The sequence below is a fragment of the Brevundimonas sp. C43 genome (assembly GCF_030732185.1).
In the GTDB taxonomy this organism is placed as follows: domain Bacteria; phylum Pseudomonadota; class Alphaproteobacteria; order Caulobacterales; family Caulobacteraceae; genus Brevundimonas; species Brevundimonas diminuta_C.
Genome location: NZ_CP132231.1, coordinates 890896 through 914600, shown reverse-complemented (window position 1 = coordinate 914600; position 23705 = coordinate 890896). Strand labels below are relative to the sequence as shown.

The following is a 23705-nucleotide window of genomic DNA, read 5'->3' as shown; positions in this document are numbered from 1 at the left end:
AGGTCTGGACAGACCGTTGGGCTCTTGGATTTCGCGCGGCGCGGCTTAAATGCCGATGCCTGCCGCTGAACGGAATCCGACCTATGGCCGACTACGACTACGACCTTTTCGTCATCGGCGCCGGTTCGGGCGGGGTGCGGGCGGCGCGGCTGACGGCGCTGGATGGCAAGAAGGTCGCGGTCGCCGAGGAATATCGGGTCGGCGGCACCTGCGTCATCCGTGGCTGCGTGCCCAAGAAGTTCATGGTCATGGCCTCCGAGGTCAGCCACGCGCTCGAGATCGCCGAGGGCTACGGCTGGTCGTTCGACAACGCCAGCTTCGACTGGCCCACCTTCCTTGAAGCCAAGGACGTCGAGATCGCGCGCCTGTCCGGCATCTACGCCGCCAACCTGGGCAAGGCCGGGGTCGAACTGGTCCACGGGCGGGCGGTCCTGAAAGACGCCCACACGGTCGAGATTGTCGGCAAGGATCGCACCATCACCGCCGAGAAAATCCTGATCGCCACGGGCGGCCGCCCCTGGAAGCCGGACGAACTGCCGGGGATCGAGCACGCCATTACGTCCGAAGAAGCCTTCCACCTTCCGGAACTGCCCAAGCGCATCCTGATCGCGGGCGGCGGCTATATCGCGGTGGAGTTCGCCGGCATCTTCGCGGGCCTGGGCGTCGAGACGACCCTGATCTATCGCGGCCCCAACATCCTGCGCGGCTTCGACGACGATGTGCGTGCACACCTGGCCGGAGAGATCGAAAAGCGCGGCATCAAGGTCATTCTGGGCTGCCAGCACGAGAAGATCGAGAAGACCGATGCCGGCCTGGTCAATCACCTCGAAAACGGGATGAAGCTGGAGACGGACGTGGTCATGTTCGCCACCGGCCGCATCCCTTACGTCAAGGATTTGGGCCTGGAGAGCGCAGGCGTGGAGCTGAATGAAGCGGGCGCCATCAAGGTCGATCCCTATTCAAGGACGACGGCAGACAACATCTGGGCCATCGGCGACGTCACCGATCGGATGAACCTGACGCCCGTCGCCATCCGCGAGGCCGTCGCCTTCCATCAGACTGTCTATCGCGACAATCCCCAGCACTTCGACTACGAGGCCGTGGCCACCGCCGTCTTCAGCCAGCCGCCGGTCGGGGTCGTGGGCCTCAGCGAGGCGGAGGCCCGCCGCTCCTGCTCGAACGGCGTCGATGTCTACGTCACCCGGTTCCGGCCGATGAAATACGCCTTCACCGGCTCGGACGAGCGGGTGCTGATGAAGCTGGTGGTCGATGCAGACAGCCAGCGCGTGGTCGGCGTTCACATCGTCGGACCCGACAGCCCGGAGATGATCCAGCTGGCCGCCATCGCGGTGAAGGCTGGCCTGACCAAGGCGCAGTGGGACGCCACCTGCGCCGTTCACCCCACCATGGCCGAAGAGCTGGTCACGCTGAAGGAGAAGCAGTCGGGCGCGACCTCCGCCGGCTGACGCTTGCGCTCAGGGCCTCGGCCGCTCGCGGAACCGTTCCAACAGGTCCAGCCGGGCGCTGAACGGCACGGGCGTCACGGTCGGTCCCGGATTGACGAAGTTCATCAGCCGGGTGTCCCTCAGCGTCGTCGTGGGCCAGCGGGGCCGCCCAACGCCGTTCGGATCGCCCGAGCGCGCGAAGGCGGTCCAATAGCCCATCATGGCCTCCGACGCCTTCCGGTCCCGATCCTCGACCGGATACGGCAGGGTGCTCAAGGTGCCGAAAACATAGGGCCGCTCGATCGCATGGGTCGCGCCGCCATGCGGCTCCGGGTTCTGCGGCGACGAGATATCGAACCGATACAGCCAGGCCGGATGGCCCGCCTTGGCATGCAGCCGCGCCAGCATCCGGGCCGGCTCTGAAAACACCAGATCCGTGATCGCCAGCTTGTCGAACGCCTCCAGCCCGCCATAGGCCTGAACGGCGTCGGCGCGCTCGAGCCAGGTCATGTCGTCGTCGATCTGACCATAGCCGTTGCGATCCGTCGGCCGCATCCACCAGAACTCAGCGCTGTTGCTGCCGATGATGAAGGGCACTGGCGCTTGCCGCCCCGCCTTGAACGCCGCCTCCACCGTGGACGGCACGACACGCCCGTCGATCAGCGTCAGGTCGCCGTTGGCGAAGACCGGCGGCGGCGTCAGGAACAGATCGGCCGGCGCCGCACGCAGATCCGCCGCCGTTCGCAATCCCGCGCCATAGGCCCAGACCTCGCCGCGCTCCCGCGCTGAAGGCGCGCCATAGGCGCCTTTGCGGTCCAGTGGCGTCTGCAACTCCCGGCCCAGGCCGGATTGAACGATCGCCCGGTCGAACAGACCACGCGCCGGCGGCGAGATCATCAGCCGCGTGACGATCGCCCCGCCCGCCGATTCACCGAAGATGGTCACGTTCTTGGGGTCGCCGCCAAAGGCGGCGATATTGGCCCGCACCCATTTCAGCGCGGCCGTCACGTCCATCAGACCGTAGTTGCCCGCCGCCTCCCCCGCCGGCCGCTCGGCCGCCAGCGCCGGATGGTCGAAGAAGCCCAGCCGCCCCAGTCGATAGTTCAGCGTCACCACGACCATGCCGCGCTTGGCCAGGTTCGTTCCGTCATACAGCGGCGCGGTTCCCGACCCATTCACCAGCCCGCCGCCGTGGATCCAGACCATGACCGGCGCGGGCTGAGCCGCGCTGATGGGCCGCCAGACGTTCAGGTTCAGGCAATCCTCGCTCATCGGCAGGGGACCGACGCCGGGGTCGCCGTTCGGGGGCGCCTGGATGCACAGCGGACCATAGGCCGAGGCGTCCCGCTGGCCCTGCCAGGTCGGCGCGGGACCGGGCGGTCGCCAACGCCGCTCGGCCGTCGGCGGCGCGGCGTAGGGAATGTTCTTAAACGCCGCCACATCGGCATCCGCGCGTCCGTTCAGGACGCCCTGCGAAATGCGGACGGTGGGCTGGTCGGCTGCGGGCGCCATCATGAGCGAGAGGGTGGCGAAAACGCCGGCGATTGTCATGCGCGCTGATTAGCAAATTCCGGCGGCCCGCCAATAAACTTGCGATCACAGTTCACGACACGCGACCAGAGAACCGATTTCGATGTGGTGCGTTATCGCCAAGCTGTGCGGGGTAGGCGTTGAACGAAACAGTGAAATCAAGCGACCTGACCGTCGATCTGGGCGCGGCCTTTGAGGCTTCGCCCAACCCGTACGTGTTGATCACGCCTGACCTGCGCATCGCCGAGGTTAACCAGGCCTATATGGATGTAACCGGAGCCAAGCGCAGTGATGTGCTGGGTCAGCCTCTCTTTGCCGCCTTTGACTCCGGCCCCGGATCTGATGCCCCTGAGAATGTTCGACAGGTCCGCGCCTCGCTTGAAAAGGCGCGAGACACACGACAACGCGATCATCTCGCCGTGGTGCGCTTTTCGATGCCTCGAGTGCTAGCTGACGGCACCGAGGGTTTTGAGGAACGTCTGTGGAGCGCCACCCATACGCCCATCCTGAACGCCGACGGCGAAGTGGTCATGCTGCTTCAGCACACCACGGATGTGACAGACCTGGCGCCCGTCATCCGCCCGGATGAGCCGACCACCGCGCTGGACGCCATCGTCGGCGGCTCGGTCCTGCGTCGCGCCCAGTCGGTGCAGGAGGACAATCGTCGCCTCGAGACAGAGCGCAATCGTCTCGTTGAAATGTTCATGCAGGCGCCCGGCTTCGTCGCCATCCTGTCCGGGCCGGATCACCGGTTCCAGATGCATAACGACGCCTACAGCCAGCTCATCGGCCACAGGGATATCGCCGGAAAGCCCGTCAGGCAGGCTCTGCCGGAACTGGAAGGCCAAGGCTTCTACGAGTTTCTCGATAGCGTCTTCGCCACAGGCGAACCCTATGAAGGCCGCGAAAGCGCGGCCCAACTGCAGCGCAAGCCCGACGGGCTGCTCGAAACCGTCTATCTCAACTTCATCTATCAACCGATCCGAGACGACGCGGGCGCGGTCGTGGGCATCTTCGTTCAGGGCCACGACATCACTGAAAACGTCCTGGCCGCCCAGCGTCAGAAGCTGATGATCGACGAATTGAATCACCGCGTGAAGAACACCCTCGCCACGGTCCAATCCATCGCGATCCAGACGGCCCGTTCCAACACCGACCCGGCCAGCTTCGCCGAGACCTTCCAGTCGCGGATCATGGCGCTGTCGCACACCCACAATTTGCTGACGCAAAGCCATTGGGAGGGCGCCGACCTGCGCGCCATCCTGGAACATGAAACTGAAGCTTACGGGCCGACCCGCATAAGCCTGAATGGACCGCCGGTGGCGCTGGAGCCGGCCGTCGTCCTGTCTTTGGGCATGATCTTTCATGAGCTTGCGACGAACGCCGCCAAATATGGCGCGCTTCATGCCCCGGACGGTCGCATCCTCATCGACTGGGGCGTGGCGGATCAGCGTGACCGGAAACTGAAGCTGAGCTGGCGCGAAATTGGCGGCCCCCAAGTTACGGTTCCGGACAGAAGAGGCTTCGGTAGCCGTTTGATTGAACGAAACATTCGACATGATCTGGCGGGCGAGATCGATCTGGTCTACGCCCCCGATGGATTGATCGCGGAACTGACGGTTCCACTGGACAGGACGGCCGCATAATGACTCAACCCCTGACCGGCCGCCGTGTCCTCGTGGTCGAGGACGAATCTCTCGTAGCCATGCTTCTGGAAACCATTCTGGAAGACATGGAATGCGTGCCGATCGGTCCCGCCTCCAATGTGGACGACGGCCAAAAACTGGCTCGAGAGACGGACAATCTCGACGCCGCCCTGCTGGACGTGAACGTCGCCGGTCGTCAGGTCTTTCCCGTCGCCGAGGCGCTGAAGGAACGCGGCGTGCCGTTCGTTTTTTCGACCGGCTACGGCGAAGGCGGTTTGCCCGACGAATGGCGCGGCCAACCCACGATCCAGAAGCCTTTCACCGAAGCCGCCATCCGCGACGCCCTAATGAAGGCCATGGGCGTCGCCGAGGCTTAGTTTACTAAGCAAAATCTTTTATGAAGCAGCGGCTTGCCGAGCCAATAACCAAGTTCAGCTGGCCCTGAGATGTCCCAGATGGCCAAGTCAGCGGCCTTGCCGATTTCCAGAATTCCGACTTCGTCTGAAAAGCCAAGCGCCCGCGCAGCCTCTCGGGTCGCGCCGGCCAGGGCCTCTTCCGGCGTCAGACGGAACTGAACGCAGGCGAGGTTCAGCGCGGCGGTCATGGAAGCGACGGGCGAGGTGCCGGGGTTGCAGTCGGTGGCGACGGCCATCCGAACGCCGTGGCGGCGCAAGAGATCGATGGGCGGCGGCTGGGTCTCGCGCAGCATCAAATAGGCGCCGGGCAACAAGACGGCGACCACGCCGGCTGCGGCCATGGCGGCGACGCCTTGCTCGGTCGCATGTTCGATGTGATCGGCGGACAGGGCTTCGTAACGCGCCGCCAGCGCCGCACCGCCGCCGTTCGACAATTGATCAGCGTGCAGTTTGACCGGTAGCCCCAGCGCGCGCGCCTTGTCGAACAGGCGCGACACTTCTGCGGTCGAGAAGGCGATGGGCTCGCAATAGGCGTCGACCGCATCGATCAGACCTTCGGCATGGGCGGCGGGCAGGATGTCTTCGATGGCCAAATCAACATAGGCCGCCCTGTCGTCGCGATATTCAGGCGGCACGGCATGCAGGCCCAGATAGCTGGTGCGGACACGCACCCCGCCCTCGCGCCCGATCCGACGCGCAACCCGCAGCATCTTCAGCTCGGTCTCAAGGTCCAGACCATAGCCGGACTTGATCTCGACGGTGGTGACCCCGGTGGCCTTCAGCCCCGCTAACCGCGTCATGGCGGAGGCGAACAGGTCATCCTCCGACGCGGCGCGCGTGGCCCTCACGGACGAGACGATGCCGCCGCCGGCCCGCGCGATCTCCTCATAGGTCGCGCCGCCCAGCCGCTGTTCGAACTCGGCCGCACGGTCTCCGCCGAACACGAGGTGGGTGTGGCAATCGATCAGGCCAGGCGTGATCCAACGCCCGTCCAGCCCCTGGGTTTCAGCCGCCTCTACGGCCGGCAGGTCAGCGCGCGGTCCCACCCAGGCGATGCGGCCATCGGCGACAACCAAGGCGGCGTTCTGAATCGCGCCATAAGGGACCGGTCCCTTGACCATGGTGGCGACATGGCAGTCGATCAGCAGACGGTCGGCTTTCATCGGCGAGGCTCCTTTGCCAAGACGGGTGAATGGGCTGACGAGAAGCGCGCCACCAAATCGTAGCGGTCGCCGGGGAAGGTCTGCCACACCCGCGTCACCCCCTGCCCGTCCCGCCATGTCCGCCGCTCGACGCATAGACAGGCGGCGCCCGGCTTGAGTTCCAGTAGGCGGGCAGCGCGGGCGTCCGCCGCGATCGCTGAAATGCGGTTCTCAGCCTCGGTCCAGGGCGCCGAGTCCAGCAGCCAGCTTCCCGGTGGAATCACATGAAAGTCCACGTCTATGGCTTGAGGCGCGGCGCCGAGCGCAATCAGCCGATGTTCCAAGGCCAGGGCTGCGCCGTCGGCGCTGTGCAGACAGGTCAGATCCAGCAGAAGACCACCCGACGCCAGTTCGATTTCGTCCTCACCATCTGGCTCGCGTTCGATCCGCTCCAGCAGGACGTAGCCGTAAGCCTGCCCGCGCTCGATCACCTCTGCCCGCAGGTCGGGAATAGCCAGGACGGCGGCGTGGGCCTTGGGCTGGGCGACGAAGGTGCCGGCGCGACGTCGGCGCGTCACCAGCCCCCGCCCCGCCAGTTCCGAAATGGCCTTGGACACCGTCATGCGTGAACAGCCGTAGCGTTCGGTTAGCTCATGCTCGAACGGAATGCGATCCCCGGGCGATAGCTCGCCGGACAGGATAAGCCCTTCCAGATCAGCATAGATGCGGCGATGTAGGCTCACCCCAGCACCGCCGACAAGGCCTTGCGATAGCGCGCCTCTATGCCGTCCCGCGCGATGTGGCGGCCGTCTTTCACGACCTCCCGCCCCGCGCGCCACACCGAACGGATCGAGCCCGTCGGCGCGCCGAAGATCCAACTGTCGAGCACCGCATCGCCCGACCGTCCCCCAAAGGCGACGCCGCTCGTATCCAGCGACACGATGTCCGCCGACGCCCCGACGCTCAGACCCGACGCCGCGCCCGTCGCCTGGACGCCGCCAGCCAGCGCGCGATCGAACAAGGCGCGGCCAGTCGAGCGTTCAGAGTCCGCCATCACCGCGCGACCGCGAAGCGCCAGCCGCTGACTGTATTCCAGCATTTGCAGTTCCTCTGCGACGCCGATCTGCACGTTGGAATCGGTTCCGATGCCGAACCGCCCGCCGGCGCGCGTGAAATCGACCGCCGGGAAGACGCCGTCGCCCAGATTAGCCTCCGTGATCGGGCACAGGCCGACGACGGCGCCGCGCGCCACGACGCCGCGCCACTCGGCTTCAGTCACATGGGTGGAGTGGATCAGGCACCAGCGAGAATCGACCGGCGCGTTGGCCAGGAGCCATTCGACCGGCCGCGCGCCAGACCAAGCTAGGCAGTCCGCGACCTCCTTGGTCTGTTCGGCGACATGGATATGGATCGGACCGTCGCCCGCCAGCGCAGGTATGGCCGTCAGTTCATCAGGGCTGACGGCGCGCAGGCTGTGCGGCGCACCCCCGACCACGGCGTCGGGCAGATCGGCGGCCAGGGCCCGGCATCGCGTGACCAGATCGGCGAAACCGTCCAGGTCGTTGATGAAGCGCCGCTGTCCATGCGCCGACGGCTGTCCCCCAAACCCGGCATGGGCGTAGAAGACCGGCAGCAGGGTCAGGGCGATGCCCGTCGCCTGCGCCGCCGTCACGATCCGCGCGGCGATCTCGGCCCGGTCCGAATAGACCACTCCCGACGGGTCGTTGTGCAGATAATGGAACTCGGCGACGCGGGTGAAGCCGCCCTCCAGCATTTCCATGAAGGCCAGGGCGGTGATGGCCTCGATCTCTTCCGGCCCGCCCCGATCCAGGAAGCGGTACATCAGCTCGCGCCACGTCCAGAAGTCGTCGTCCGAAGGCCCCCGCGCCTCGGTCAGGCCCGCCATGGCGCGCTGAAAGGCGTGGCTGTGGACATTGGCGACGCCCGGCAAGGCAACACCGCCCCCTAAGTCCGCCGGGCTACGCGCCACGCCGGTTTCCAGGCTGACAATCCGCCCGCCCGCGATGCCGATGCGGACGTCGCGCGCCCAGCCGTCCGGCAATAGGGCCGCTTCGAACCAGAGGGTGCGATCCACAGGCTGCGGCTGAAGGGTCACTGGACAGGTCCGTGTCGTTCCGATCAATATGTCTAGACATACCACGATGGATCGATTTGGCGAGGGAGGCCGAACGGATGCAGGACTGGCTGACCATCCACGAAGGTTCGGCGCCGATGGTGATCGGCCTGCCGCACACAGGCACCGACATTCCGGCCGCCATCGAGGCGCGGATGACTTCATCCTGGCTGGCCCGCAAGGACGCGGACTGGTGGGTGGATCGGTTGTACGACTTCGCGATCGATATGGGCGCCACCTTGGTGCGAACGGGCGTGTCTCGCAGCGTCATCGACGTGAATCGCGATCCGTCGGGCGTCTCTCTCTACCCCGGCATGACCACGACCGGCCTGTGCCCGACAGAAACCTTCGACGGAGAGCCGTTATATCGCGCAGGCCAGGAGCCCGACGCGGCCGAAATCGGCGAGCGACGCACGGTCTGGTTTGACACGTATCACGCCGCCCTGCAGGACCAGTTGGATCGACTGCGCAGCCGAGGTCCGGTCGTCCTCTACGACGCCCATTCGATCCGGTCTGTCGTGCCGCGCCTGTTCGAGGGCGAACTGCCTCAGTTCAACATCGGTGACAACGACGGCGCCACCTGCGCCGGTGAGCTGACGCAGGCTGTCGAAAAAGCCTGTGCGGTCAGCGGCGACAGCGTCGTCATCAACGGCCGCTTCAAGGGCGGCTGGACCACGCGCCATTACGGCCAAACTGACGCAGGCCTTCACGCCATCCAGATGGAGCTGGCGGACCGGGGCTACATCCTTGATCCCACCGGCCCGGTGTCGCCCGACAACTGGCCCAGCCCCTATGAACCGGACCGCGCCGAGCCGATGCGCGGCCATCTGCGCCGCGTCCTGACCGCCTGCATCGCCTTCGCCGAGAGCCAACGATGAACACGCCCAACGCCCGGATCGTCCGCAGCCCGCGCGGACCCGAAAAGACCGCCAAGACCTGGGCCGCCGAGGCGGCCATGCGCATGCTGATGAACAACTTGGATCCCGAGGTGGCCGAGCGCCCCCAGGACCTCGTCGTCTATGGCGGCATCGGCAAGGCGGCGCGGGATTGGGTGGCCTTCGACAGGATCGTGGAAACCCTGCAAACGCTGGAGGCCGACGAGACCCTGCTGGTGCAATCCGGTAAGCCGGTCGGCGTCTTCCGCACCCACGCCGACGCCCCGCGCGTGCTGATCGCCAACTCCAATCTGGTGCCGAACTGGGCGACCTGGGAGCATTTCAACGAACTGGATCGCAAGGGCCTGGCCATGTACGGCCAGATGACCGCCGGGTCGTGGATCTACATCGGCACTCAGGGCATCGTCCAAGGCACCTATGAGACCTTCATGGAGGCGGGCCGCCAGCACTATGGCGGCGACTGGTCGGGGAAGTGGATCCTGACCGCGGGCCTGGGCGGCATGGGCGGGGCACAGCCTCTCGCCGCGACCATGGCGGGCGCATCCTGCATCACGATAGAATGCCAACGCAGCCGCATCGAGTTCCGACTGCGGACACGCTACGTCGATGTCATGGCCGAAACTCTGGACGAGGCCTTGGCGCTGCTGGAGCAATCGTTCCGCGACAAGAAACCCTTGTCGATCGGCCTGTTGGGCAATGCAGCCGATCTGTTGCCTGAGATGGTTCGGCGCGGTGTGCGGCCCGATCTGGTCACCGACCAGACCAGCGCGCACGACCTGATCAACGGCTATCTCCCCTCGGGTTGGACGGTCGCGGAGTGGGAAGACAAGCGCGTCAGTGATCCGAACAGCGTCGCCGCCGCCGCGCGCACCTCCATCGTCGCTCATGTGAAGGCCATGCTGGACTTCCAGGCGATGGGCGTGCCGACCACCGACTACGGCAACAACATCCGTCAGGTCGCCTTCGACGCGGGCGTGACGAATGCTTTCGACGTCCCCGGCTTCGTGCCCGCCTACATCCGCCCGCTATTCTGTCGGGGCATCGGTCCGTTCCGCTGGGCGGCCCTGACCGGCGATCCGGAAGATATCAGAAAGACGGACGCGGCGATGAAGCGACTGTTCCCCGACAATGCGGGCCTGCGTCGCTGGCTCGACATGGCCGGCGAGCGCATTGCTTTTCAGGGACTTCCTGCCCGCATCTGCTGGATCGGATTGGGTGATCGCCACCGCGCCGGCCTGATGTTCAACGACATGGTGGCGTCGGGCGAACTGTCGGGGCCGATCGTCATCGGCCGCGATCATCTGGACAGCGGCTCGGTCGCCAGCCCGAACCGCGAGACCGAGGCCATGGTGGACGGATCGGACGCCGTCTCCGACTGGCCTCTGCTGAACGCCCTGCTGAACACGGCCTCTGGCGCCAGTTGGGTGTCGCTGCACCACGGTGGCGGCGTCGGCATGGGCTATTCCCAGCACTCAGGCGTCGTCATCGTCGCGGACGGGACGCCGGAGGCCGCCCAACGGCTTGAGCGGGTGTTGTGGAACGATCCCGCCACGGGCGTCATGCGTCACGCCGACGCCGGCTATGAGATCGCCCGCGCGGCCGCGCGCGAGCACGAACTGAACCTTTCGAGCCTGAAGGCCTGAGCCATGACCGCGATCACCCTCGGCCAATCGCCTCTCACCCTGGCGCAGCTTCGTGCGGTGCTGGAGGGCCCTGCTACCGTCTCATTGACGCCAGCCGCCTGGGCCGATGTGGACAGGGGCGCAGCGACCATCGCCGCCATCGTCGCCGAGGGGCGCACCGTCTATGGCGTCAACACGGGCTTCGGCCTGCTGGCCAACACCTCCATCGCGCCGGAAGATCTGGAGACGCTGCAGCGTAATCTGGTTCTCAGCCACGCCTGCGGGGTCGGCCCACTGCTGCCGGATGCGGTGACCCGTCTTTTGATGGTGCTGAAGATCGCCAGTCTGTCGCGCGGCGCCTCGGGTGTTCGGCGCGAAACGCTGGAGGCCCTGATCGCCCTGGTTAATGCGGACATCTTGCCCTGCATTCCGTCCAAGGGATCGGTCGGCGCATCGGGCGACCTGGCGCCCCTGGCCCATATGTCCTGCGTCCTGATCGGCGTGGGCGAGGCGCGGCTGAACGGCGAGACCCTGGAGGCCGAAGTGGCTCTGGCGAAGGCTGGCCTGACGCCTCTGACGCTGGGCCCGAAGGAAGGCCTGGCCCTGCTAAACGGCACCCAGTGTTCGACGGCCCTGGCCCTGGCCGGCTTGTTCGCGGCGGAGGCGGTGTTCGCGGCAGGCATCGCCGCCGGGGCTCTGTCGGTCGATGCCTTGAAGGGGTCCGACACGCCATTCGATCATCGCATACACGCCCTGCGCGGCCAGCCCGGCCAAATCGCTGTCGCCGCGCGCCTGCGCGCGCTGATGGCGGGCTCCGCCATCCGCGACAGTCACCGCGACGACTGCTCAAAGGTCCAGGACCCCTACTCCCTGCGCTGTCAGCCCCAGGTCATGGGCGCAGTCCTCGATGTGCTGACCAGCGCCGCCGCTGCGCTGGCGCGCGAGGCCAACGCCGTGACCGACAATCCGCTGGTCTTCATCGAGGATGGCGACGTCATTTCGGGCGGCAACTTCCACGCCGAACCCGTTGCTTTCGCTGCCGATCAGATCGCCATGGCGCTTTGCGAGATCGGCAATATCTCCGAACGCCGCACCTCGATCCTGGTCGATCCCAAGATGAGCGAACTGCCGGCCTTCCTGGTCAAGGAAAGCGGTCTGAACTCCGGCTTCATGATCGCCCAGGTGACGGCCGCCGCCCTGATCGCCGAGAATCGAATGGTCGCACATCCATGCAGCGTGGACACCGTGCCGACCAGCGCCAATCAGGAAGATCACGTGAGCATGGCCACCCACGGCGCCCGCCGTTTGCTGGATATGGCCGAGAACACGGCGACGGTGGTCGGCATCGAGCTTCTGGCGGCGGCGCAGGGGCTGGAATTCCATCGGCCGCTCACCAGCTCGCCGGCGCTGGAACAGGTCTTCGCCATCGTGCGAGAAGCCGCCGCTCCCTATGCTAGCGACCACTATTTCGCCCCGGACATCGCTCGCGCGACCGACGCCGTACGCGCGGGTCGTTACCGAACCTTCGCGGCGGACCTGCTGCCCTCGGCCTGATCCGGCTCAGCCGCCGAGAACACCCAGGTGTTCCAGCAGGATGGCGGTGCCCAGACCGATCAGGGCGATGCCGCCGATGATCTCGGCCGTCTTGCCGAAGCGCGTGCCCACGGCCTTGCCGATCAGCATGCCGATCGTAGTCAGGATAAAGGTGGTGAAACCGATCGAGGCGGCGATCACCCAGATATTGGCACCGATGAAGGCCAGCCCCACGCCCACGGCCGCGGCGTCGATGCTGGTTCCGACCGCCGTCGCAACCAGCGCCCAGGGGCCGGACCGGCGCGGCGCCTCATCCTCGTCCGTGCCCCGCGGTTGAACGCCTTCCCAGATCATCTTGCCGCCGACGATCAGCAGCAGGGTGAAGGCGATCCAGTGATCCACCTTTTCGACCAGGCCGGCGGCGATGATGCCCAATCCCCAGCCGATCAGGGGCGTGATCGCCTCGATGACGCCGAAGACCAATCCGGCCTTTACGGCGTCCTTGACGGCGGGTCGATGCGACGCCCCGCGTCCGACGGCGGCTGCAAAGGCGTCCGTGGACATGCTGAGCGAGAGAATGGCGATGGCGCCTGGGGTCATGAAACAGAACTCGACCGGACGCGTGACAGCGGTCCTGCACCGGCCGGTCGCGGCGTCAGGACACGCTGGTCTCGCTAGGCGGTGGTTCCGCTGATCGCGCCACGCGCCGAAGCGCGAGTATGTTGACGCGATCCCGACGACGAACGCCGGAAGCTACTCCCCAACAGGAGGCGGCTCTCTACACGCCGCTTCCTGCGCTTGGCAACCTCACAGGTCGATCAGGTGCCCGACTTGGGCGCCATGACGACGGGCGCATCATCGCGCGCCGAGGTCGATGCGCCGGCCGGTTGGCGCTCGACCGTCAGGGCATAGGCGCCCATCTGATTGGGCCCGTAGGCGCGAGCGCGCACGACGTACCAGCCGTCATCCGGCGCGGTCCAATCCAGCTTGGCGTGCGCGTCGGACAGGCTGTCGTCGTCGGTGGCCAGGCTGGTGAAATCGCCGTCCTCATCCTGCTTGCCCAGGTCGATGAAGGAGTCGAAGGCGTTCGACACCATCGTCAGACGCAGCTTCTCGTCCTTCTTGGCCTGGAAGCGGTAGGCGTCGAAAAAGGCGCCTTCGTCGCTGAGCGCGGCGCTGTTCGACAGGGTTCCGCGCACGGTCGACCCGATCAGCAGACTGCCGGGCTTGGGCTCTGGCCCGCGATCCAGCAGCTCCAGTGAATAGAGGCCCTTGCTTTCCGCATCCAGCGGCATGGCGCGGACCACATAACTACCGTCCGACGGCAGGGTGAAGTTCAGCCGCGAATCCGTGCCCTCGGCCAGGCCGTCGTCATCGCTGGCCAGCGCCTCGAACTCACCGTCGGCCTTGCCGATCTCCAGATAGGCGTCGAAGTCGCCGGACCGCAGGATCGCCTGAACGCGCTGGCCTTCCGTTCCAGCAAAGACATAGGCGTCATAGCGTTTGCCATCGTCGCCTTGGGGGTCCTCGTCGGTGATCTCGCCCTCCACGGTTTGACCCAAAGTCGCCGTGGTCGGCGGCGGCGGCGGCGCGGTTTCGGTCAGCTTCAGCGTATAGTCGCCCTCGGCCTCGTCGCTGAATCCGCGCGCCTCGATGATGTAGTCGCCGTCGGCGTCCAGGGTGCGCGCGATGCGGGCGTCGGTGCCCGAACCGGCGCCGTCATCGTCCTCTGCCAGGACGGTATCGTCCGAAGCACGGCGAAGCGCCAGATAGGCGTCGAAGTCACTCGACTTCATCTCGATGGCGACGCGCTGGCCGTTCGTCCCGGTGAAGCGATAAGTCTCCGCGCGCTGGCCGCCGTCGTTCGTGGCGCTGTCCGAGCCCAGCTCACCCTTGATCTCGTCACCGATCGCGATGGGCTTTGACGGCGGCGCGGGCGGCGCCTCGGCCAGGCCCAGTTCATAGCGACCCAGCCCGTCTTCCAGCGACGTGGCGCGGATCACATATTCGCCTGCGGTCGGCGCCGTGAAGGTCAGCCGCGAATTCAGCCCGCCGCCGGGTGCATCGTCGTTGGAACTGATCTCGACGAAATCGGGACCGTTCATTCGCCCCACCCGAACCAGGGGATCGAAGGCCTCGGAGTTCAGCGTCACGACAAACCGATCGCCGGCGTTGGCGCGGAAGGCGTAGGCGTCATAGCGGCCGCCGTCTTCCTGCTCAGGATCGCGAGCCGTCAGTTCGCCGTTCTGGGTCGCCCCCACACGAATGCCGCCGGGTCGCGGCGCACGCGGCGGCGCCGGGCGTTCCTGCAACGACACACGATAGTCGCCGCCGTCCAGTCCGCTCAGCGTCCGGGCCCTCAGAATATAGGTCCCCGCCTGTTCAGGCGTGAACCGCAGCCGCGCATTGGTGCCGTCACCCAGTCCGTCGTCATCGGACGCCAGCGGCTCGCCCGCTGCGCCGTCGGCGTAGACTTCCAGATAGGCGTCGAAAGCGTCCGATCTCAGCGTGGCTTCCAGCCGCTGTCCCGCCCGCGCCTCGAACCGATAGTCGTCATAGCGATATTCGTCATCCGCCGCCTTGGCGTCGCCGTCCGTCAGGGCGCCGTTCACATTGGCCCCGATGCGCAACGGCTGCGCGTCTTGGGCCACGGCCGGCGCGACCGCCCACAAGAGGGCCAGGGTGCTGACAGCGGCGGCGAGCGACGGACGGTTCATGAATTCCTCCAGCATAGGCTGCGGATCATAGACGCCGAACCGTGACGGCTGTAAATCGCCGCCATCCTGATTTCCCGCCAGACGGAGCTGCCATGTCGGCCCAATCCACGCCTGCGACCCTGATCGACGGCAAGGCCTTCTCGGCCGCCCTGGTGGAACGCGTCGGGGCTGCCGTCGCCCGCCTGGAAGCCGGCCACGGCGTCAAACCCGGTCTGGCCGTCGTCATCGTCGGCGAGGATCCGGCCAGCCAGATCTACGTCCGCAACAAGGGCGAGACGACGCTGCGCGCCGGCATGCGCTCCGACACCCACCGCCTGGCCGAATCGACCCGCCAAGACGAACTGCTGGCCCTGATCGCCAAGTTGAATGCGGATGCCGGCATCCACGGCATCCTGGTGCAACTGCCCCTGCCCGCCCACATCGACGCGACGGTGGTTCTGGACGCCATTTCGCCGGGCAAGGATGTGGACGGCTTTCATGTCGTGAACGCCGGTCGTCTGGCCGTCGGCCTGCCGGGTCTGGTCCCCTGCACGCCCTTGGGCTGTCTGATGCTGCTGAAGCATCAACTCGGCGATCTGTCAGGTTTGAACGCCGTCATCGTCGGCCGCTCCAACATCGTCGGCAAGCCGATGGCGCAGTTGCTGCTCGGTGAAAGCTGCACGGTCACCGTCGCCCATTCGCGCACGCGGGATCTGCCCGAGGTCTGCCGCCGCGCCGACATTCTGGTCGCCGCCGTCGGTCGGCCCGAGATGATCAAGGGCGACTGGATCAAGCCGGGCGCGACCGTCATCGACGTTGGCATCAACCGCGTGCCCTCGGCCGATCCCGTCAAGGCCGCAGAGGGCAAGACCCGCGTCGTCGGCGATGTCGCTTTCAAGGAGGCGGTCGAGGTCGCAGGTCGCATCACCCCGGTGCCGGGGGGCGTCGGGCCGATGACCATCGCCTGTCTGCTGGCCAACACCTATTCGGCCGCCTGCCGCCTCAACAATCTCCAACCGGAGCCATTGGACGCTTGATGCATTTATTGGGCCGGTGAATAGTCCCGCTCAACGGCGCTATCGCCGAACGGGAGATGTCATGGTCCGCTTCAACGCTCGCGCCGTCGCTCTGACCGGTGCTCTGATGATCGTCCCCGCCGTGGCGGGCTGCGGCTACAACACCATTCCAACCAAGCAGGAACGCGCTGAGGCGGCCTGGGCCGATGTGCAGAGCCAGTATCAGCGCCGCGCCGACCTGATCCCCAATCTGGTCGCGACGGTTCAAGGCGCCGCAATCCAGGAACGCACCACTCTTACGGACGTCATCAACGCGCGCGCCCGCGCCACCTCGGTCAACGTCTCGGCCGACGACCTCGATAATCCGCAGGCCTTCCAGCAGTATCAGGAAGCCCAGGGCCAGCTGTCCGGCGCCCTGTCGCGCCTGCTGGTGACGGTCGAAGCCTATCCGCAACTTCAGGCCAACCAGAACTTCCTGACCCTGCAGTCCCAACTGGAAGGCACCGAAAACCGCATCCAGATCGCGCGCCGCGACTACAATGAGGCCGTCCGCGACTACAACACCACCCTGCGCACCTTCCCGCAGGTGATCTGGGCCAAGACCCTGCACGGCGGGTCGCAGCCGATGCAGCTGTTCACCGCCACCGCCGCCGCCCAGTCCGCGCCGCAAGTCAACTTCAACCTGAACGCCCCGCCCACCAACGCCTCGGCGCCCGGCGGCGGCGCACCGGCCGTGGCGCCGGGCGCGACCCCGCCCGCCCAGTGACAAACCTTCAAGCGGCGGCGCGGCGTTCGCCGGGCGTCGCTGCCCTCCTTTTCAGCCTTGTCATCGCCTTGCTGCTGGTCCTGCCGGCGGCGGCTCAGAGCAAGATCGACTTCCCGCCCCTGACCGGCCGCGTGGTCGATCAGGCCAATCTGCTCGACCCGGCGACGGAACAGGCCCTGACCGAGAAGCTCGCGGCGCTTGAAGCCAGTTCGACCGACCAGTTGGTCGTCGTGACGGTCAACAGCCTTCAGGATCAAGAGATCGAGGACTACGGCTATCAGTTGGGTCGCGCCTGGGGCATCGGCCAGAAGGAAAACGACAACGGCGCCCTGCTGATCGTCGCGCCGAATGAACGCAAGGTCCGCGTCGAGGTCGGCTATGGGCTGGAGCCCATTCTGACCGACGCCTTCTCGTCCCAGGTCATCCGCAACGACATCCTCCCGTCATTTCGAGACGGCGATTACCAGGCGGGCGTGATCAAGGGCGTGGATGCCCTGATCGCCCAGCTTTCGCTCGACCCGGCGGAGGCGCAGGCGCGAGCCCAGGCCGCCGCGGCCGAACAAGCCGACACCAAGGGCGACTCGATCATTCCGCTGGTCATCATCGCCGGACTTTTCCTCTTCATCTTCTTGATCGCCATGCGGTCCGGGCGCGGACGACGCAGCAATGTCAGCTCGGTTCTGCTGTGGGCGGCGTCAGAGGCGCTGCGGAACTCCGGCAGAGGCGGCGGCGGTTGGGGCGGCGGCGGCGGCTTCGGCGGTGGCGGGTTCGGCGGCGGAGGCGGCAGTTTCGGCGGCGGCGGCGCCTCGGGGGGATGGTGATGCAGATCACGGACAACGACCGCACCCGCATCGCCGAAGCCATAGCGGCGGCCGAGCGTCAGACATCGGGTGAAATCTTCTGCGTCGTCGCGCGTCGGGTCTCGACCTATCTGGACGTCAGCCTGGCCTGGGCGGCGGCGATGGCGCTTTTGGCCCCGATCGTCTTCGTTCCGTTCGTGCTGGATCTAAGCTGGCCCAGCGATGGCTGGGAGGCGGCGCACCAGGCCGCGCAGGACGCCACGACGGCGCAGGCTCTGGGCCTTTACGCGCTATCGCAGGCCGTCGTCTTCGTCGGCGCCTTTCTGATGACCCGTATCCCCGCCGTGCGCCGTCTCGTGACGCCCGCCGGCGTCAGGCGCGGCCGCGTCAGGGAGGCGGCCTTGCAGCAGTTCCTGGCCCAAGGCGTCCATGTCACGCGGGAACGCACGGGCGTTCTGATCTTCGCCGCCATGGACGAACATCAAGTCGAACTGATCGCCGATGAAGGCATCTACGAAAAGGTCGATGAGAACGCCTGGGCTCAGGCCGTCGCCGTCCTGACCCGCGAACTGCGCGCCGATCGCCCCGTCGATGGCTTCGCCGCCGCCATCGGTCTGTGCGGCGAGGTTCTGGCCCGCCACTTTCCGCCGCGCGCCGACAATCGCAACGAGTTGCCCGATCATCTGATCCTGCTCTGATCGTCGCATCGGGGTCGCATTCGCGCGCCAGAAGGCCTAGCCCACGGTCAACGTTCAACCAGTCGCCAGTTCATGCCTCGCCTTCTCACCTACAACGTCCACCGCTGCGTCGGCACGGATCGTCGCCTGGATGTCGGCCGGATCGTCGCCGTCATCGCCGAGTTCGAGCCGGACATCGTCTGCCTGCAGGAACTGGACGTGGGCCGCGCGCGCACAGGCGGGGTCGATCAGGCCGAGGCGATCGCCGACGGTCTGGCTATGACCTCACGCTTTCACCCGGCGATGCGGGTCGAGGCTGAACAGTACGGCGACGCCATCCTGACCCCGCATCCCGAACGGCTGATCCGCGCCGGCGCCCTGCCGACCGTGAGCGGCATTCCGGGCCTGGAACCGCGCGGGGCGATCTGGTCGGAAATCGAGATCGACGGGACGGCCGTGAACGTCATGAACACCCACCTGGGTCTGGTCCCACGCGAGCAGCGGCTTCAGGCCGCCGCTCTTGCCGGGTCCGGCTGGGTCGGCGCATGCGAGGGACCGATCCTGCTGGCCGGCGATTTCAACGCCACTTCGATCACCCGCCCCTATCAGACCCTGTGCCGCAGCCTACAGGACTGCCAGCGTCAGTTGGGCCAGAAGCCCAGCGTGAAGACCTTCCCGTCCGCCTTCCCCGCCATTCGGATCGACCACTGTTTCGTCAGCCCGCATATCCGCATCCGCGCGGTGCAATCCGCCTTCTCGCCCCTAGCGCGCGTGGCCTCGGACCACCTGCCGCTGATCGTCGATTTCGAGGTCATTCAGCCCGGCGCGTGACCGCCCTCGGACGCGGGGCGGGTGCGCTGCGAACGGTTCAGCCGCTTCCACGGCCGCCAGGCATCGCTGGACGACGTCGGGTCGCCCAACTGCCACTCGGCGAACATCCGTTGAATACGCGTCGGCGGTTCTGAGCCCAGCGGCTTCAGCCGATCGGTTTCGAAGTTGCAGATCGCCTGCCCCACCGAGCCGAATACGCCCTCGACCGCCGCATAGTCCTCCGTCGCAACGCCCAGCCAATGGGCGATCGTTCGGTGACGATGCGCCGTAATGAAGGCCCGACCCGCCGCATCGACAGGCTCGGCGGCGATGTCGCATTCGGTATCCAGGCCCATCGACCGGTTGTTCAGATTGGTGGACCCGATCCTGAGCAGCCGATCATCAATGATCGTCACCTTGGCGTGGACGATGATCCGGTCGCCGTCGGCGGTCAGCGGGGCGAAGGCGAAGAAGCGGTTGTATTTGTCAGCCTGCTCCAGCCGGTGCAGCACCTCGGCCCGGGCCGTGTCCATGGTCATGCTGTCGAACCAACTCGGGCTCTTGGCGGTCGAGATGACGATGACCTGCGGCCCCTCCACCTCGGCAAGTCGTTCGGCCAGCGCGGCGGCGATGACCGGCGAGGTGAAATACTGGTTTTCGATATAGATCAGTCGCTTGGCGCGCCGGATTGATTCCAGGTGCAAGGCTTCGCTCTCGCGCACCTCGTGGCGCCCCGACCATTTCGGCTCTGTGCGGGCGATGCCGACGGGCACGTCGGTCATCTGCACCGGCACGCCGTCGGGCCAGGGATCGTCCTCGACCTCATCCGGGATAGTGCGCTCCCACGTCGCCTTGAACCAGCGTTCGCGCGCCAGATCGCCCAGCGCCCGCGCCGCAGGGCCGTCCATCACGCTCATCACCTCGTGACGCGCCTTGCAGATCAGGCCGCTCGGCAGGGCGCGGCGCGGGTCGCCGTCCAGATGTTCATCGGAATCCCAGCGATCGGTCGAGATGTCGCCGCCGCCGCAGAAGGCCACCTTGTCGTCGATGACCACCACCTTCTGGTGGTGGCAGGCGCCGATAGGACCGGGGGAATCGAGCCGGAACTCCACCATCCGCTTACGGAACCAGCGCTGCGCCTTATGCGGATAGAAGCCCTGCGACGCGGCGATCAGCAGCGGCGATTTCCAGATGAGCAGTCGCACATCCAAATCCGGCTTCTTCTTGACCAGCATCCGCAGCTGGCGACCGATCTCCGCCGACTTGTCGCCGGGCCGCGTTTCCGGATCCAGGTGGGTGCGTGGATCGAACTGCCATCCCAGCAGCACGATGGAGCGTTGAGCCTTATGAATTGCGGACGACAGGGCGTCGAAATAGGCCTCGTTCTCCATCAGCACCGAAAAGCGGTGCGCGACGGCGGACGTCCACAGGGCTGGCCCCGGCTCCAGCAGACTGCCTTCGTAACTGTCGCCGGCTAAAGTCATGCGACCTATCTGTCTGATTCGCGTGACATGGTGTCGAAGCGCCTGCATCCTCCGTTCCACGCGCGTGTCCTTCGGTCAATCTTTCAGGGCGGGATTGTGACGTTCGCCGATTTGGCGCATAAGGAGCGTAGCCATACAGGCTGCGAGGGAGGGTAGAATGCAGGCGCTTGTCGAACTGATCGCTGGCTTCATCGCCCTGCTGGCCGCCGCCGTCCTGACACAGTTCGGCGTCGACATCCACAACCCCAACCACGGCGACCGCGAAGTGCGTCGTGTGGTGGAGTGCCGTGAAACCGGCTCCAACGCCACGCTGCTGTCCGAATCCAAGCGCGACTGCTGAACGCTGCGGCGCTTTGCGCGCTGCATGACGCGGTTCATCGACAGGTTGCAGGCTTGAGTCGGTTTCGTCCGCATCGATCATGCTCTAGGGTTTCCTCGGCGCTGTCGGACGCCCGCGTAGAGATCGAGTTTTTGAGCTTATGAAGTCTCCCAAACGGCCGCCGCTGAAGCTGACCGACGACGAGGCCGTCGCGCGGGTTGATCTTTCGGCCTCCGATGAAATGCCGGTCCAGGAGGCGACACCGTCGCTCGACCCGATTCCCGAGCCTGATTTCGAGATCGTGCAGCCGACGTTCGAGCCGCCAATGTCCGAGCGCCGCCGCCGTCGCCTGCTGGAAGAGCAGCGGCAGGCCGACGAACGCGCCCTTGCCGCCGAAAGCGGCGTCGCCCCTGTCAATGCGGAAGCGACGCCAGAGACTCCTGTCGATATGGCGGTCACCGCCGGTCAGCCGCCCGCGCCGTTCGAACTGTCCAAACCGCCGGCTGTGAAAACCGTTCAAGCCAAGCCCCAGGGCGAGCCGTCCGGGCGCCACGCCTATGTGATCGCAGGCGTTGCCTCCGCACTGTGGATCGGCGGTGTCGCCTCCTGGGCCGCTTACGAGTTCGGCGCCGGCGGGGCAGAACTGGACCCGCTGCGGATCGCCATCTACGCCCTGATCGCCCTGGCCCCTGCGGGTTTGGCCATCATGCTGGCCCATGCCGTCCGACAGGGCGCCGGTCTGGCCGCAGAGACGCGCCGCGCCCGGCAGCTGGCCGAGGCCCTGGTGGCCCCGACCGCCCTGGCCGCCCAGCAAACCGGCGAGGTGCTTCAGTCGCTGCGTTCCGACATCGATCACGCCACCCTGGCGGCGGAACGCGCCCGCAACGACATGGCCCTGCTCCGAGAGGCGTTGGCCCAAGAGACAACGCGCCTGAACGAGGCGGCCGAGAACGCCGGCCGCACCGCACGACGTCTCACAGAAAACCTGGGCCGCGAGCGCGACCAGATGCAGACCCTGGGCATCCACCTGGATACGCAGGCGTCGGGCGTCATCGACGCGGTCGAGCGGCAGTCGCGCATGGTCGCGGACGCCTCCGATCTGGCTCAGGCGCAACTGCGTGAGGCCGAGGCCGCCCTCGCCGCGCGCGCCGCCGACCTCGCCGCCGCCGCTGGTGAAGCCCAAGACGCCGCACGCGTGGCCTCCGACGATCTGGCGCGCCAGACCATTCGACTTGAGAACGCCGGTTCGGGCGTCGCCGAGCAGATCCAATCCGTCGAGGAAGGCCTCAGCCAGCAACGCGCGGCCCTGGTCACCGCCGCCTACGCCCTGCGCACCGATCAGGAGGACTTCTCCGCCCAGGTCGAAAGCCAGCGCGCCCAGTTGATCGAACATCTGTCCGCCACGCGCAGCGCCGCGGGCGATCTGGATCGCACCACCCAGACCTCGGTCGAGTCCATGCGCGATCTGGTCGAGGCCGCCACCGACCAGTTCCGCGCTCTCGTCGACATGTCGCAACGCGAGGCCGACGGCTTCGATTCCGCCACCAAGGTCGCCTTGGACCGCTTCGAAGCCTTGGCGGCCGAGGCGCGCGACGCTCTGATGGAAGAGACGCGCCGAGCCCTGGAGCAGATGCGCGCCACGGCCGAGGATTCCCGCGCCGCCGCCGCCGACGCCGCCGAACAGGCCCGTCTCCGCACCGACCGACTGGGTGAATCCCTGTTTGAAGCCGCCCAGAAGGCCGACACGGCCGCCGACGCTCGCATCGCCGACGCCCGCCGCATCGTCACCGAAACGTCCGGCTTGGTCGAAGAAACCGGCGAACGGATGGTCAGCCGCCTGGAAACCCTGGTTGCACGTCTCAACAGCGCCTTGTCGGAAATCGACACCGCCGTCGCCGACATCGACGAACGCGCCGCGCGCCTGCCTCAAGAAGCCCGCTCACGGGCTGACGCCGTGCGCGCCACGGTCGAGGAAGGCCTGGCCTCCCTTTCCGCCGCTTCGCGCAAGGCGGCGGAAGACACCGAGGCCCTGGATGTCGGGTTCCAGGATCGCGTGCGCCGAAACTACGACATGCTGACCGAGGCCGTGCGTCTGATGGGCGTGGTGTCGGGCGATACGACGCCGGCGCGTCGTCGCGAGCCGGCCGCAGAGATAGAAGCCCGGCCCGAACCTCGTACGGAGCGCCGGATCGATCGCCCCACGCCTCCCGCCTCGCCGCCCGCCGAAGAGCGCCGGTTCGGCCTGCGCAGCCGCCTGCGCCTCGAGCCCGCAGAGACGCCGCCGCCGTCCACCGACAAGGGCCTGGACTGGAGCGATCTGATCGACGGCGACGACGACAACGAGGCCCCGCTGGAGCTGGACACGCCCTCCCCTTCGCCTGCCGAGGCCGAAGCCCTGTCCGACAGGGTCGCCGCCGCCATCCGGCGCATGGGAGTCGATCCCAACGCCCTCCTGCCCCGCTCGCGCGTCGAAGAGGCCGCGCGCGCCTTCAGCAACGGCGACCCCGACGCCGCGCGTCAGATCGTGCGTCGCGTCGCCCCGGCCGCCGTCCGCAGCGTGTCTCGCCGCGTCCTCAGCGACGCCGAACTGCGCGCTGATGCCGAACGCTATGTCCGCAACTTCGCGCTCATGCTGAACGCTTCGGCTCGCGCCGGAGACAGCGCGGCGGTGCAGTCCAGCCTGGCGTCCGACAGCGGTCGCGCCTTCATGTTGCTGGATGCGGCGGTCGGCGACCTGGGCTAAGACTTTTGCGGACTTGACGGCGCCGGGAAG

The 23705-nt window shown here is 66.8% G+C and carries 20 protein-coding genes and 1 riboswitch; of the genes, 13 read left to right on the top strand and 7 right to left on the bottom strand.

Annotated features, from left to right (window positions below):
* Positions 1 to 83 precede the first annotated feature (83 nt).
* Complete coding sequence (gor, locus tag Q9R14_RS04565; RefSeq protein ID WP_306003645.1) at positions 84 to 1466, top strand: glutathione-disulfide reductase; 1383 nt, start codon at positions 84 to 86, stop codon at positions 1464 to 1466.
* 9 nt (positions 1467 to 1475) lie between these two features.
* Here the strand turns inward: gor and Q9R14_RS04560 are convergent, their stop codons facing one another.
* Positions 1476 to 2996, bottom strand: a complete 1521-nt coding sequence (locus Q9R14_RS04560; protein WP_306003644.1) for a carboxylesterase/lipase family protein — start codon at positions 2994 to 2996, stop codon at positions 1476 to 1478.
* Positions 2997 to 3127: 131 nt separating this feature from the next.
* Between Q9R14_RS04560 and Q9R14_RS04555 the strand changes: the two genes are divergently transcribed.
* Both Q9R14_RS04555 and Q9R14_RS04550 read left to right on the top strand, forming a co-directional pair.
* Complete coding sequence (locus Q9R14_RS04555) at positions 3128 to 4621, top strand: sensor histidine kinase (protein WP_306003643.1); 1494 nt, start codon at positions 3128 to 3130, stop codon at positions 4619 to 4621.
* The gene (locus tag Q9R14_RS04550; RefSeq protein ID WP_045811250.1) at positions 4621 to 4998 is read left to right on the top strand and encodes a response regulator; all 378 of its coding nucleotides are present in this window, start codon (positions 4621 to 4623) and stop codon (positions 4996 to 4998) included. The genes Q9R14_RS04555 and Q9R14_RS04550 overlap by 1 nt, the downstream gene beginning before the upstream one ends.
* On the opposite strand, the gene hutI is transcribed toward Q9R14_RS04550, so the two are convergent.
* Genes hutI through Q9R14_RS04535 form a run of 3 tightly spaced genes read right to left on the bottom strand, consistent with a single transcriptional unit; the run spans position 4995 to position 8295 of the window.
* Entirely contained in the window at positions 4995 to 6200 is a 1206-nt protein-coding gene (hutI, locus tag Q9R14_RS04545; RefSeq protein ID WP_306003642.1) for an imidazolonepropionase, read from the bottom strand. The genes Q9R14_RS04550 and hutI overlap by 4 nt on opposite strands.
* Positions 6197 to 6922 (bottom strand): histidine utilization repressor, encoded by a 726-nt coding sequence (gene hutC / locus Q9R14_RS04540; RefSeq protein ID WP_306003641.1) that lies wholly within the window; start codon positions 6920 to 6922, stop codon positions 6197 to 6199. Before hutC ends, hutI begins: the two co-directional genes overlap by 4 nt.
* Positions 6919 to 8295: a formimidoylglutamate deiminase gene (locus Q9R14_RS04535; protein WP_306003640.1), complete on the bottom strand. Its 1377-nt coding sequence runs from the start codon at positions 8293 to 8295 to the stop codon at positions 6919 to 6921. Before Q9R14_RS04535 ends, hutC begins: the two co-directional genes overlap by 4 nt.
* Before the next feature lie 77 nt (positions 8296 to 8372).
* Between Q9R14_RS04535 and hutG the strand changes: the two genes are divergently transcribed.
* Genes hutG through hutH form a run of 3 tightly spaced genes read left to right on the top strand, consistent with a single transcriptional unit; the run spans position 8373 to position 12385 of the window.
* The gene (hutG, locus tag Q9R14_RS04530) at positions 8373 to 9191 is read left to right on the top strand and encodes an N-formylglutamate deformylase (RefSeq protein ID WP_306003639.1); all 819 of its coding nucleotides are present in this window, start codon (positions 8373 to 8375) and stop codon (positions 9189 to 9191) included.
* Complete coding sequence (gene hutU / locus Q9R14_RS04525; protein ID WP_306003638.1) at positions 9188 to 10852, top strand: urocanate hydratase; 1665 nt, start codon at positions 9188 to 9190, stop codon at positions 10850 to 10852. The genes hutG and hutU overlap by 4 nt, the downstream gene beginning before the upstream one ends.
* 3 nt (positions 10853 to 10855) lie before the next feature.
* Positions 10856 to 12385: a histidine ammonia-lyase gene (gene hutH / locus Q9R14_RS04520; RefSeq protein ID WP_306003637.1), complete on the top strand. Its 1530-nt coding sequence runs from the start codon at positions 10856 to 10858 to the stop codon at positions 12383 to 12385.
* Positions 12386 to 12391: 6 nt separating this feature from the next.
* Here hutH and Q9R14_RS04515 read toward each other — a convergent pair whose 3' ends face one another.
* Entirely contained in the window at positions 12392 to 12964 is a 573-nt protein-coding gene (locus Q9R14_RS04515; protein ID WP_306003636.1) for a manganese efflux pump MntP family protein, read from the bottom strand.
* 2 nt (positions 12965 to 12966) lie between these two features.
* Positions 12967 to 13135, bottom strand: a riboswitch (yybP-ykoY riboswitch).
* Positions 13136 to 13182: 47 nt separating this feature from the next.
* Positions 13183 to 15081 carry a PPC domain-containing protein gene (locus Q9R14_RS04510; protein ID WP_156356068.1) on the bottom strand — a complete coding sequence of 633 codons (1899 nt, stop codon included), beginning with the start codon at positions 15079 to 15081 and terminating at the stop codon, positions 13183 to 13185.
* Between the two features lie 92 nt (positions 15082 to 15173).
* Between Q9R14_RS04510 and Q9R14_RS04505 the strand changes: the two genes are divergently transcribed.
* From Q9R14_RS04505 to Q9R14_RS04485, 5 genes are all read left to right on the top strand, one after another.
* A complete protein-coding gene (locus Q9R14_RS04505) occupies positions 15174 to 16097 on the top strand; it encodes a bifunctional methylenetetrahydrofolate dehydrogenase/methenyltetrahydrofolate cyclohydrolase (RefSeq protein WP_306003635.1) in 924 nt (307 codons plus the stop codon).
* A 61-nt stretch (positions 16098 to 16158) separates the two neighbouring features.
* Positions 16159 to 16842, top strand: a complete 684-nt coding sequence (locus tag Q9R14_RS04500) for a LemA family protein (protein WP_306003634.1) — start codon at positions 16159 to 16161, stop codon at positions 16840 to 16842.
* On the top strand, positions 16839 to 17663 hold the full coding sequence (locus Q9R14_RS04495; RefSeq protein WP_306003633.1) for a YgcG family protein: 825 nt from the start codon (positions 16839 to 16841) through the stop codon (positions 17661 to 17663). Before Q9R14_RS04500 ends, Q9R14_RS04495 begins: the two co-directional genes overlap by 4 nt.
* Positions 17663 to 18340: a TPM domain-containing protein gene (locus tag Q9R14_RS04490; protein WP_306003632.1), complete on the top strand. Its 678-nt coding sequence runs from the start codon at positions 17663 to 17665 to the stop codon at positions 18338 to 18340. The genes Q9R14_RS04495 and Q9R14_RS04490 overlap by 1 nt, the downstream gene beginning before the upstream one ends.
* Positions 18341 to 18412: 72 nt before the next feature.
* On the top strand, positions 18413 to 19150 hold the full coding sequence (locus Q9R14_RS04485) for an endonuclease/exonuclease/phosphatase family protein (RefSeq protein WP_306003631.1): 738 nt from the start codon (positions 18413 to 18415) through the stop codon (positions 19148 to 19150).
* Here Q9R14_RS04485 and Q9R14_RS04480 read toward each other — a convergent pair.
* The gene (locus Q9R14_RS04480) at positions 19135 to 20613 is read right to left on the bottom strand and encodes a phospholipase D-like domain-containing protein (RefSeq protein WP_306003630.1); all 1479 of its coding nucleotides are present in this window, start codon (positions 20611 to 20613) and stop codon (positions 19135 to 19137) included. The two genes, Q9R14_RS04485 and Q9R14_RS04480, sit on opposite strands and share 16 nt — an antisense overlap.
* Before the next feature lie 157 nt (positions 20614 to 20770).
* On the opposite strand from Q9R14_RS04480, the gene Q9R14_RS04475 reads away from it, so the two are divergent.
* A complete protein-coding gene (locus Q9R14_RS04475) occupies positions 20771 to 20953 on the top strand; it encodes a hypothetical protein (RefSeq protein WP_306003629.1) in 183 nt (60 codons plus the stop codon).
* A gap of 139 nt (positions 20954 to 21092) precedes the next feature.
* Positions 21093 to 23675, top strand: coding sequence for a tipN (locus tag Q9R14_RS04470; RefSeq protein WP_306003628.1), 2583 nt, complete (start codon positions 21093 to 21095; stop codon positions 23673 to 23675).
* The last annotated feature ends 30 nt before the right edge of the window (positions 23676 to 23705 follow it).

Excerpts from the sequence above, each read along its gene's own strand:
- Q9R14_RS04480 (WP_306003630.1), bottom strand. The coding sequence starts at position 20,613 with ATGACTTTAGCCGGCGACAGTTACGAAGGCAGTCTGCTGGAGCCGGGG.
- Q9R14_RS04485 (WP_306003631.1), top strand. The coding sequence starts at position 18,413 with ATGCCTCGCCTTCTCACCTACAACGTCCACCGCTGCGTCGGCACGGAT.
- hutU (WP_306003638.1), top strand. The coding sequence starts at position 9,188 with ATGAACACGCCCAACGCCCGGATCGTCCGCAGCCCGCGCGGACCCGAA.
- hutH (WP_306003637.1), top strand. The coding sequence starts at position 10,856 with ATGACCGCGATCACCCTCGGCCAATCGCCTCTCACCCTGGCGCAGCTT.
- Q9R14_RS04500 (WP_306003634.1), top strand. The coding sequence starts at position 16,159 with ATGGTCCGCTTCAACGCTCGCGCCGTCGCTCTGACCGGTGCTCTGATG.
- Q9R14_RS04510 (WP_156356068.1), bottom strand. The coding sequence starts at position 15,081 with ATGAACCGTCCGTCGCTCGCCGCCGCTGTCAGCACCCTGGCCCTCTTG.
- gor (WP_306003645.1), top strand. The coding sequence starts at position 84 with ATGGCCGACTACGACTACGACCTTTTCGTCATCGGCGCCGGTTCGGGC.
- hutI (WP_306003642.1), bottom strand. The coding sequence starts at position 6,200 with ATGAAAGCCGACCGTCTGCTGATCGACTGCCATGTCGCCACCATGGTC.
- Q9R14_RS04550 (WP_045811250.1), top strand. The coding sequence starts at position 4,621 with ATGACTCAACCCCTGACCGGCCGCCGTGTCCTCGTGGTCGAGGACGAA.
- Q9R14_RS04475 (WP_306003629.1), top strand. The coding sequence starts at position 20,771 with ATGCAGGCGCTTGTCGAACTGATCGCTGGCTTCATCGCCCTGCTGGCC.
- Q9R14_RS04505 (WP_306003635.1), top strand. The coding sequence starts at position 15,174 with ATGTCGGCCCAATCCACGCCTGCGACCCTGATCGACGGCAAGGCCTTC.
- Q9R14_RS04470 (WP_306003628.1), top strand. The coding sequence starts at position 21,093 with ATGAAGTCTCCCAAACGGCCGCCGCTGAAGCTGACCGACGACGAGGCC.
- Q9R14_RS04560 (WP_306003644.1), bottom strand. The coding sequence starts at position 2,996 with ATGACAATCGCCGGCGTTTTCGCCACCCTCTCGCTCATGATGGCGCCC.
- Q9R14_RS04490 (WP_306003632.1), top strand. The coding sequence starts at position 17,663 with ATGCAGATCACGGACAACGACCGCACCCGCATCGCCGAAGCCATAGCG.
- Q9R14_RS04515 (WP_306003636.1), bottom strand. The coding sequence starts at position 12,964 with ATGACCCCAGGCGCCATCGCCATTCTCTCGCTCAGCATGTCCACGGAC.
- hutG (WP_306003639.1), top strand. The coding sequence starts at position 8,373 with ATGCAGGACTGGCTGACCATCCACGAAGGTTCGGCGCCGATGGTGATC.